At 68.4% G+C, this 7,941-nt stretch carries 7 protein-coding genes; all 7 read right to left on the bottom strand.

The genetic code is table 11. The annotated features are described in order from the left end of the window. Positions 1–724: M10 family metallopeptidase C-terminal domain-containing protein (locus tag IGW04_RS25175; protein ID WP_194715841.1), on the bottom strand; the 724-nt coding region annotated here is incomplete at its 3' end. 150 nt (positions 725–874) lie between these two features. Continuing rightward, positions 875–2,266 carry an HlyD family type I secretion periplasmic adaptor subunit gene (locus IGW04_RS25170; RefSeq protein WP_194715840.1) on the bottom strand — a complete coding sequence of 464 codons (1,392 nt, stop codon included), beginning with the start codon at positions 2,264–2,266 and terminating at the stop codon, positions 875–877. Continuing rightward, complete coding sequence (locus IGW04_RS25165) at positions 2,253–4,448, bottom strand: type I secretion system permease/ATPase (protein ID WP_407672185.1); 2,196 nt, start codon at positions 4,446–4,448, stop codon at positions 2,253–2,255. Before IGW04_RS25165 ends, IGW04_RS25170 begins: the two co-directional genes overlap by 14 nt. 90 nt (positions 4,449–4,538) lie before the next feature. Beyond that, positions 4,539–4,784 carry a hypothetical protein gene (locus IGW04_RS25160; RefSeq protein WP_194715839.1) on the bottom strand — a complete coding sequence of 82 codons (246 nt, stop codon included), beginning with the start codon at positions 4,782–4,784 and terminating at the stop codon, positions 4,539–4,541. Positions 4,785–5,147: 363 nt separating this feature from the next. Beyond that, positions 5,148–6,950 carry a chorismate-binding protein gene (locus IGW04_RS25155; protein WP_194715838.1) on the bottom strand — a complete coding sequence of 601 codons (1,803 nt, stop codon included), beginning with the start codon at positions 6,948–6,950 and terminating at the stop codon, positions 5,148–5,150. Between the two features lie 11 nt (positions 6,951–6,961). Continuing rightward, positions 6,962–7,531: a dCTP deaminase gene (gene dcd, locus IGW04_RS25150; protein ID WP_194715837.1), complete on the bottom strand. Its 570-nt coding sequence runs from the start codon at positions 7,529–7,531 to the stop codon at positions 6,962–6,964. Then, on the bottom strand, positions 7,528–7,941 hold a 414-nt coding region (locus IGW04_RS25975; RefSeq protein ID WP_228527388.1), incomplete at its 5' end, for a hypothetical protein. The genes dcd and IGW04_RS25975, both read right to left, overlap by 4 nt.

The raw sequence follows: 7,941 nt of genomic DNA, 5'->3' as shown, positions 1-7,941 counted from the left end.
CAATCGCCTGCGTGGTGTTCAACGTGCCGTCGCTGGCCTGCACGGTCAGGTTGTAGACATTGTTGGCGCCCACATCAGCCGGGGCTTCGAAATTGGGGGCAGTGATGAAACTCAATGCGCCGGTGGCAGCATTGATGCTGAACAGGGCCGCATCGCCGCCTGTGACCAGGCTGTAGGTCAGTGCCTGGCTCTCCGCATCGGTCGCCGTCACCGTGCCGACCGCCGTGCTGTTCTCCGCCATGGTGACGGCACTGGACGAGTTAAACGCCGGTGCGGTGTTGGGAGGCGCCGCCACGCCGATGAAGTCGCTGGCGCTGAGCACGGTGCCGCTTGCCATGTTCTGCAAGTCGATCCGCATTTCCGCCGTTGCCGGCGCGCCATTGGTATCGATAAAAACGGAGATGGTCGTGCCGTTCCTGGTGTACCAGACGCCGTTGGCGGTGGGCGTCGTGCCGCCCCAGACCAGGTCGGTGGCGCCGAGCAGGGCCGACAGGTCGATCCGGTCGGCGCCCCGGGTGAAGTCGGTGATCAGATCCCAGTTGCCGCTCGCGGCCGAATCGGTGGCTGCCAGGTAGACGAAGGTGTCGTTGCCGGCGCCGCCGGTCAGGGTGTCGCGGCCGCCATTGCCGCGCAGCGTGTCATTGCCGTTGCGCCCGTTGATGGTGTCGGCAGTGCTGGTGCCGACCAGGTTGTCCGCACCGTTGGTGCCATTGATGGTAGCCATGCTCGAATCCCCGCAAACTTCCACCCAGCAGGGATGCCGCCGGATGCTTAGCCAATCTTCTAACGCTAAATCATCGTCGCAAACCAATGACGATATGGATCAACAGCGCGGCTGCCATGCCTGACGCGGATCAGACAGACGCCACTGGCGCTAGCGCTCCCGCAACATGCCGTCCTTGACCTTCACGATCGGTTTGAGCAGGTAGTGCAGCACGGTCTTGCGCCCGGTGCGGATGTCCACGCTGGCGACCATGCCGGGCATGATGGACAGCGCCGCGCCGCCGCCGGTGGGCGTGCTGCCGCGGGTGCGCACCTGCACCGGGTAGTAGCTTTCCGCACGTTCGCCCGGCCGTTCCGGCATCACCGTGTCGGCGCCGATATGCTCCAGCGTGCCGGGGAAACCGCCATAGATGGTGAAGTCGTAGGCGCTGAGCTTGACCATGGCCTCCTGCCCAACGCGCAGGAATGCAATGTCGGCCGGCCGCACCCGCGCCTCGATCAGCAGGCTGTCCTCGCGCGGCACGATTTCCATCAGCTCCATGCCAGGCTGGATCACGCCGCCCACCGTATGCACCTTGAGCTGCTTGACCACGCCGGCCACCGGCGCCCTGACCTCGGTGCGGCGCAGCCTGTCTTCCAGTTCGGTGTTGGCCGCGGCCAGCGCCTGCTGCTCGGCGCGCGCCAGGCTGAGTTCCTTCATCGCGTCGGCCCGAAAGCGCGATGCCAGTTCATCGACCTTCTCGCGCGCCTCGCGCAGCGCCGCTTCCAGGCGCGGCAGCGCCAGGCGCGCGGCGTCGAGCTCGCCCTGCAGGTCATTGGCCTGGCGCTCCAGGCGCACCGCATCGAGCTGGGTGATATAGCCCTGGTTGGCCATTGGCCTCACCATGCCCAGTTCGCGGGTCACCAGCGCATGGCTTTGCTGCAGCTGCTGCTGGCGCGCGCGCTTCTCGGCCAGTTCCTGTTCGCGCTGCCCAAGCTGCTGGCGCAGCACCGCGAGATTGGCGCGCAGCGCCTGCTGACGGCTGGCATGCAACGCCGACTCTTCCGCCACCAGCGCCGGATGGCTGCCGGCGAGCTGTCCGGGCGCGCTGAACGGCTGGCCGTTGGCTTCGGCCGACAGGCGCGCAATGCGCGCCAGCAGCGCCCGGTTCTTGGCCCTGCCCTCTTCCGACTGCGATGCGAAGCGCACCTTGTCGATGCGCAGCAGCGGCTGATCCTTGGCCACGCTGTCGCCGTCCTTCACCAAGACCTCGGAGATGATGCCGCCTTCCAGGTTCTGCACCAGTTGCACCCGCGACGATGGAATCACCTTGCCTTCGGCCACCGTGAATTCATCCACCTTCGCCAGCGCCGCCCAGGCCAGCGCCACCAGCCAGAACAGGAGGCCCAGCCAGAACGCCCAGCGGGTAATGCGGCGCGGACCATGCGCCAGCATGCCGGCCACGCCATGCAGGTAGTCGGCATCATTGACCGGCTCCGGCAGCGCCGCCGTCGCCGGCTCCCAGCCCGACACCGGGCGCGCCTTCTGTTCAGCGCGCGACATGGACCTTGCCCGCCGCCAGCGCGGCCAGGACGGCGTCGCGCGGCCCGTCGGCCACCAGGCGGCCCTGGTCCATCACCAGCACCCGGTCGACCAGCGACAGCAGCGAGCCGCGGTGCGACACCAGCACCAGGGTGCGCCCCGCCAGTTGCGCGCCCAGCCTTTCCTTGAACAGCTGCTCGGAGCGGGCGTCCATGGCGCTGCTGGGCTCGTCGAGCAGCAGGATGGGCGGCGCGAGCAGTTCGGCGCGGGCGATCGCGATCGCCTGGCGCTGGCCGCCCGACAGATTGACGCCGCGCTCGCCGACCTGCTGGTCATAGCCCTCGGCCGACGCCGCCACGAAGTCGGCCACGCCGCCGATGGCGGCCGCGCGCAGCATGGCCTCGTCGTCCACGCCGCTTTCGCCGAGGACGATATTGTCGCGGATGCTGCCGTAAAACAAGTTGATGTCCTGCGGCACATGGCCGATCTGGCGCCGCAGCAGCGCCGGGTCGAGCTGGCGCACATCGGTGCCGTCGACCAGCACCGCGCCGGCGTCCGGCGCATACAGGCCCATCACCAGCTTCTCGATCGTGGTCTTGCCCGACCCGATGCGGCCGATGATGGCCACGCGCTCGCCGGCTGCGATGCGCAGCGACACGCCGGCCAGCGCCTCGGCCTGCTGGCCCGGATAGGCGAAGCGCACATTGCGCAGCTCGATCTCGCCGCGCACGGCACCGCGCTGCAGGAACTGGCGGCCGGCCTCATGCTCCACCGGCAGCGCCATCACCTTGCCGGTGGCATGCAGCGCGTTGCGGGCCTGGTGGTAGCGGGTCAGCAGCGTGGCCAGTTGCGACCAGGGCGCCAGCGCCCGCCCGGCCAGGATGGTGCAGGCGATCAGGCCGCCCAGCGTCAGCCTGTCCTCCGCGATCCTGAGCGCGCCGAACACGATCACCAGCAGATACGCCGCCTGCTGCGCAAACTGCGCGAAATTGACCGCGCAGGCCGACAGCAGCCTTGCGTGCAGGCCCATCCGCGCCAACTGGCTTGCCAGGGTTTCCCATCGCCGCTGCAGCATGCCCTGGGCGCCGGCGGCCTTGATCGCTTCCAGGCCGACCAGGCTTTCCACCAGCACCGCCTGGCGCTGCGCCCCGAGGCGGCTGCTGTTCGCCACCAGCCGCGCCAGCGGCAGCTGCAGCAGCAGGCCGACGCCGACCATCACGGGAATGGCCAGCACCGGTATCCAGGCCAGGCTGCCGCCGACCCAGAACATCGCAGCCAGAAACAGCGCGACGAAGGGCAGGTCCACCAGCGCGGCCATGGTGGCGGAGGTGGCGAAGTCGCGCACGCTTTCGAATTCCTGCAGGTTGTTGGCAAAAGCGCCGGCCGACTGCGGCCGCGCCGCCATCTTCAGGTCCAGCACCCGCTGGAACACCTGCGAGGACAGCTGCAGGTCGATGCGGCGGCCTGCGATGTCGATGAAATAGCCGCGCAGCATGCGCATGCCGAAGTCGAACACCAGCACGATGGCCATGCCCGCGGAAAGCGCCCACAGCGTGGCCTCGGCCTGGTTGGGCACCACCCGGTCATACACATTCATCGAGTACAGCGGCATGCACAGCGCGAACAGGTTGATCATCAGCGAGGCCGCCAGCACTTCGCCATACAGCGGCCACAGCGGCAGAACCGCGTCGCGCAGCCACTGCGCACGGGCGGGCGGCGCGCTGGCCGCGCTGCGGGCGTCGGCCGACACCAGCGGCCGGGCAAGGATCACCACGCCGGCATGCCGTTGCCGCAGCAGCGCCAGCGGCAGCACCACGGCGCCCTCCTGCGGCAGGATCAGCTGCGCGCTGTCGCCTTCGACGCCGGTCAGCACGCAGGCATCGCGGCCGTCGAGCAGCAGCACCACCGGCAGCATGCCGGCGCTGACCTGGTCGAGCGGCCGGCGCGACAGCGCCGCATCCAGGCCGAAGCGGCGCGCCGCGCGCACGAACAGTTCCGGCGTCAGGCGCCCGTCCACCAGGGGCAGGCCAGCCAGCACCGCCGCGGCGCTGATCGTGCGTTCATGCAGCCGCGCCAGCGCCAGCAGGCAGGCCAGCAGCGGATCGTCATGTGCCATCGCGGCGGCGGGGACCTGCCAGCCTGCGTCTGGCGTGGTGGCGTTCTCGGCGCTGTCGGCGTGATTCAGGGCATCGGCATGTGGCATGGCGCCAGTCGCAAAAGTCGTTGTCCTACCCTAACGGCAGCTCGGCCGGACGACCTTGAGATTGCACAAGCGACACGTTGCAGCCAGGCTTCAGGAGCGTCCGGGCAAGTCCAGCGAACCGGTCACACTGAGCTTCTTCACCACGAGTTCGTCGATTTCCAAACGACGAATGCGTGCCTTGCCGACCGACAGCGCGCCGATAGCGAGGGCGCCGACGGCCAACGCCCCGATGGCCAGCGCACCGGCGGCCGCGGCGCCGAGCGCCAGGCTGCCCGCTGCCTGGGCGCCGGTGGCGCGCAGCGGCGAATGAAGACGTGAATGGTCAGTGGAAGGCATCGCGGTTCCTTTGCGGTGTGATGAGAAGCGAAGCAGAGCCATCAATGATAGCGTCGGCCGCGGCGGACATGGTATGGCGCCGCCATGCAATCCCGCGCCAGCCTGCACCCGCCGCAGGGCGCAATACCCCGCAGGGGCATTGCGCCTTTGGTCGATCAGGGAATGAGGCTGGGATGACCTTTCCGGCGTGCGGCCGACGGTGCAATGCCCTTCGGGTATTGCACCCTACGCTACTACCCACTGCACCCGCCGTAGGGCGCAATACCCCGCAGGGGCATTGCGCCTTTGGTCGATCAGGCATGGCGGCTGGGATGACGATCCCGGTGTGCGGCCGACGGTGCAATGCCCTCCGGGTATTGCACCCTACGCTACGTCGCCGGCAACCTGCGCCGGCATCGCCCCGCGCAGGGCATTGCACACCACGATCTGCTCGGCCCGGTGCAGGTCCGCCATGGTCAGGCGCGCTTCTCGCGCGCGCCAGGCCGGGTCGTCCAGCAGCACGCCGCGCATCACGCCCGGCAGCACGCCCGCGCCCAGCGGCGGCGTCAGCCACTGGCCATCCAGCCGGAGGAAGACATTGCTGCGCCCGCCTTCGGTCAGTTCACCCTTCTCGTTGTGGAACAGCATGTCGAATGCGCCCTGGTCCTGGGCGCTGCGCCAGGCCTGGTCGTAGCGCTCGCGCAGGCTGGTCTTATGGCGCAGGAACAGGTGGTCGGACATGGTGGACTGCGGCGCCAGCAGCACCGTCACTGGCTGTGGCCAGGGCGCCAGCGGACTGGCCGCAAGCGTCGCCTCGCCGGAAAAGGACAGCACCAGCTTCAGCGCATGTTCGCCCTCGCCGAGCGCGATGCAGGCAGCATCGATCCGGGCGCGCAGTGCCGGCTCATCCCAGCCAAAGCCGAAATAACGGGCCGAGGCAGCCAGCCGCGCCAGGTGCCGCTCCAGGTGCCGGCAGCCCGCGTCGCGGCTCGCATGCATGGTCTCGAACAGGGTGAATTCCTGCGGCAGGCCGGTCAGGAAGCGCGCCTTCTGCAGGCATTCCTGGTACTCGTCCCGCGCCCGGCTGTCATGCACGATGCCCGCGCCCACGCCCAGCACGCCGGCGCGCACGCCGCCCTGCGGCGCGGCCAGCGCCAGCGTGCGGATCGGCACCGAGAGGCAGAAGTCGCCGGACGCCTCCAGCCAGCCGATCGCGCCGGTGTAGATGCCACGCGGCGTGTCTTCCAGTTCGCGGATGATCTGCATCGCGCGCCGCTTCGGCGCCCCGGTGACCGAGCCGCAGGGATACAGCGCTGAGAGTATCCGGGCAAAGCCGGCATCGGCGCGCCGCGTGGCCTTGACGGTGGAGGTCATCTGCAGCACGGCGCCAAAGCGGTCGACCTGGAACAGCGCCGGCACCGTCACCGAGCCGGTCTCGGCCACCTGTCCGAAGTCGTTGCGCAGCAGGTCGACGATCATCAGGTTCTCGGCCCGGGTCTTGGGATCGGCCCGCATCTGCGCCGCGGTGGCGGCATCGACCGCGGCATCGCCGGCGGCGGGCGCGGTGCCCTTCATCGGCTGCGCCGTCAGGGTGCGGCCTTGCTGGCGCATGAACAGCTCGGGCGACAGCGACAGCACGGCAGCGCCGTCAGGCAGCAGCGCCAGCGCGCCGTAAGGCACAGGCTGGCGCTCGCGCAGGCGGCGGTACAAACCGGCAGGCTCGCCCCAGGCATCGAAATGGAAGCGCCAGGTATGGTTGATCTGGTAGGCATCGCCGGCTTCCAGCCAGGCGTGGATGCGGTCGATGGCGGCGGCGAAACGGTCCGCGTCCTCGCCCGCTGTCAGTCCGGCGATGCCGGCCGGCGCATCACCGGCCTGCGCGGCCAGCCAGTCGTCGGCCTGCTGGCGCGACAGCCGGCGGCACTGCGCAAACAGCAGCGCCCGCGCCGCCGGCCCCTGCCCTGGCCGCGCGGCAATGCCATGCAGCCCGGCGCCCAGCTCGTAGTCGCAGAGCAGCACGGCGAAGCGGCCGCCTTCGAGCGCCTTCTGTATCTGTGCCATCCAGGCGTCGAGTCCGACGGCATCGGCGCATTCCAGGGTCTCGCTATAGCCCGAATACAGGCGCGAAGTGGGCGCGTCGGCCGTGGCATGGCTGTCGTCCAGCAGGACCTGGCATTCCTGCCGCATGGCGGCCCGGATCAGGTCTTGGGCAGGGTCACGCCGCGCTGACCCTGGTACTTGCCGCCGCGGTCACGGTAGGAGGTTTCGCAGACTTCATCGCTTTCGAAGAACAGCACCTGGGCGCAGCCCTCGCCGGCATAGATCTTGGCCGGTAGCGGCGTGGTGTTGGAAAACTCCAGCGTCACATAGCCTTCCCATTCCGGCTCGAAGGGCGTGACGTTGACGATGATGCCGCAGCGGGCATAGGTCGACTTGCCCAGGCAGATGGTCAGCACGCTGCGCGGAATGCGGAAGTATTCGATGGTGCGGGCCAATGCGAACGAGTTCGGCGGGATGATGCAGACGTCGCTCTTGATGTCGACGAAGGAGTTCTCGTCGAAGTTCTTGGGATCGACGATGGTGCTATTGATGTTGGTGAAGATCTTGAATTCGTCGGCGCAGCGGATGTCGTAGCCATAGGAAGACGTGCCATAGGACACGATCTTCTGACCATTGGCCGCGGTGCGCACCTGGCCCGGCTCGAAGGGTTCGATCATGCCGTGTTGTTCGGCCATGCGGCGTATCCACTTGTCGGATTTGATGGTCATGTGCGTGCTATCGGGAAGGAAGGGGAATAGCGCGCGATTTTACGCGAAAAGCGGCGCGGGACCGAGGCGCCGGTCGCGGTGCAGGTGCAGTTGCCGTTGCCGTTGCCGTTGCCGTTGCCGTTGCCGTTGCCGTTGCCGTTGCAGTTGCAGTTGCAGTTGCAGTTGCAGTTGCAGTTGCAGTTGCAGTTGCAGTGGCCGTTGCCGTTGCCGTTGCCGTTAGGGTCCCCGTCTGTGTACCGCCGTGTCGGCGATGCCCGGAGCGGGAAAAGGTGCGGCGTCTGTCTGAGCGCAGCGCAGCGTAGCGAGTTTAGCCGCGCCCCGCTCCGGGCATCGACGGCACGGGAACCCCGCGCAGCGGGGCGGCACAGTCGGGGTCGCCTTTTTTTGGTTACTTTTTTTGGCGAAGCAAA

It is taken from the genome of Noviherbaspirillum soli (assembly GCF_015352955.1).
In the GTDB taxonomy this organism is placed as follows: Bacteria; Pseudomonadota; Gammaproteobacteria; order Burkholderiales; family Burkholderiaceae_D; genus Noviherbaspirillum_A; species Noviherbaspirillum_A soli.
This window is presented reverse-complemented; position numbering and strand designations above follow the sequence as displayed.

Bases quoted from the DNA above. Each gene is read 5' to 3' on its own strand.
- IGW04_RS25170 (WP_194715840.1), bottom strand. From the start codon at position 2,266: ATGTCGCGCGCTGAACAGAAGGCGCGCCCGGTGTCGGGCTGGGAGCCG.
- IGW04_RS25165 (WP_407672185.1), bottom strand. From the start codon at position 4,448: ATGCCACATGCCGATGCCCTGAATCACGCCGACAGCGCCGAGAACGCC.
- IGW04_RS25160 (WP_194715839.1), bottom strand. From the start codon at position 4,784: ATGCCTTCCACTGACCATTCACGTCTTCATTCGCCGCTGCGCGCCACC.
- IGW04_RS25155 (WP_194715838.1), bottom strand. From the start codon at position 6,950: ATGCGGCAGGAATGCCAGGTCCTGCTGGACGACAGCCATGCCACGGCC.
- dcd (WP_194715837.1), bottom strand. From the start codon at position 7,531: ATGACCATCAAATCCGACAAGTGGATACGCCGCATGGCCGAACAACAC.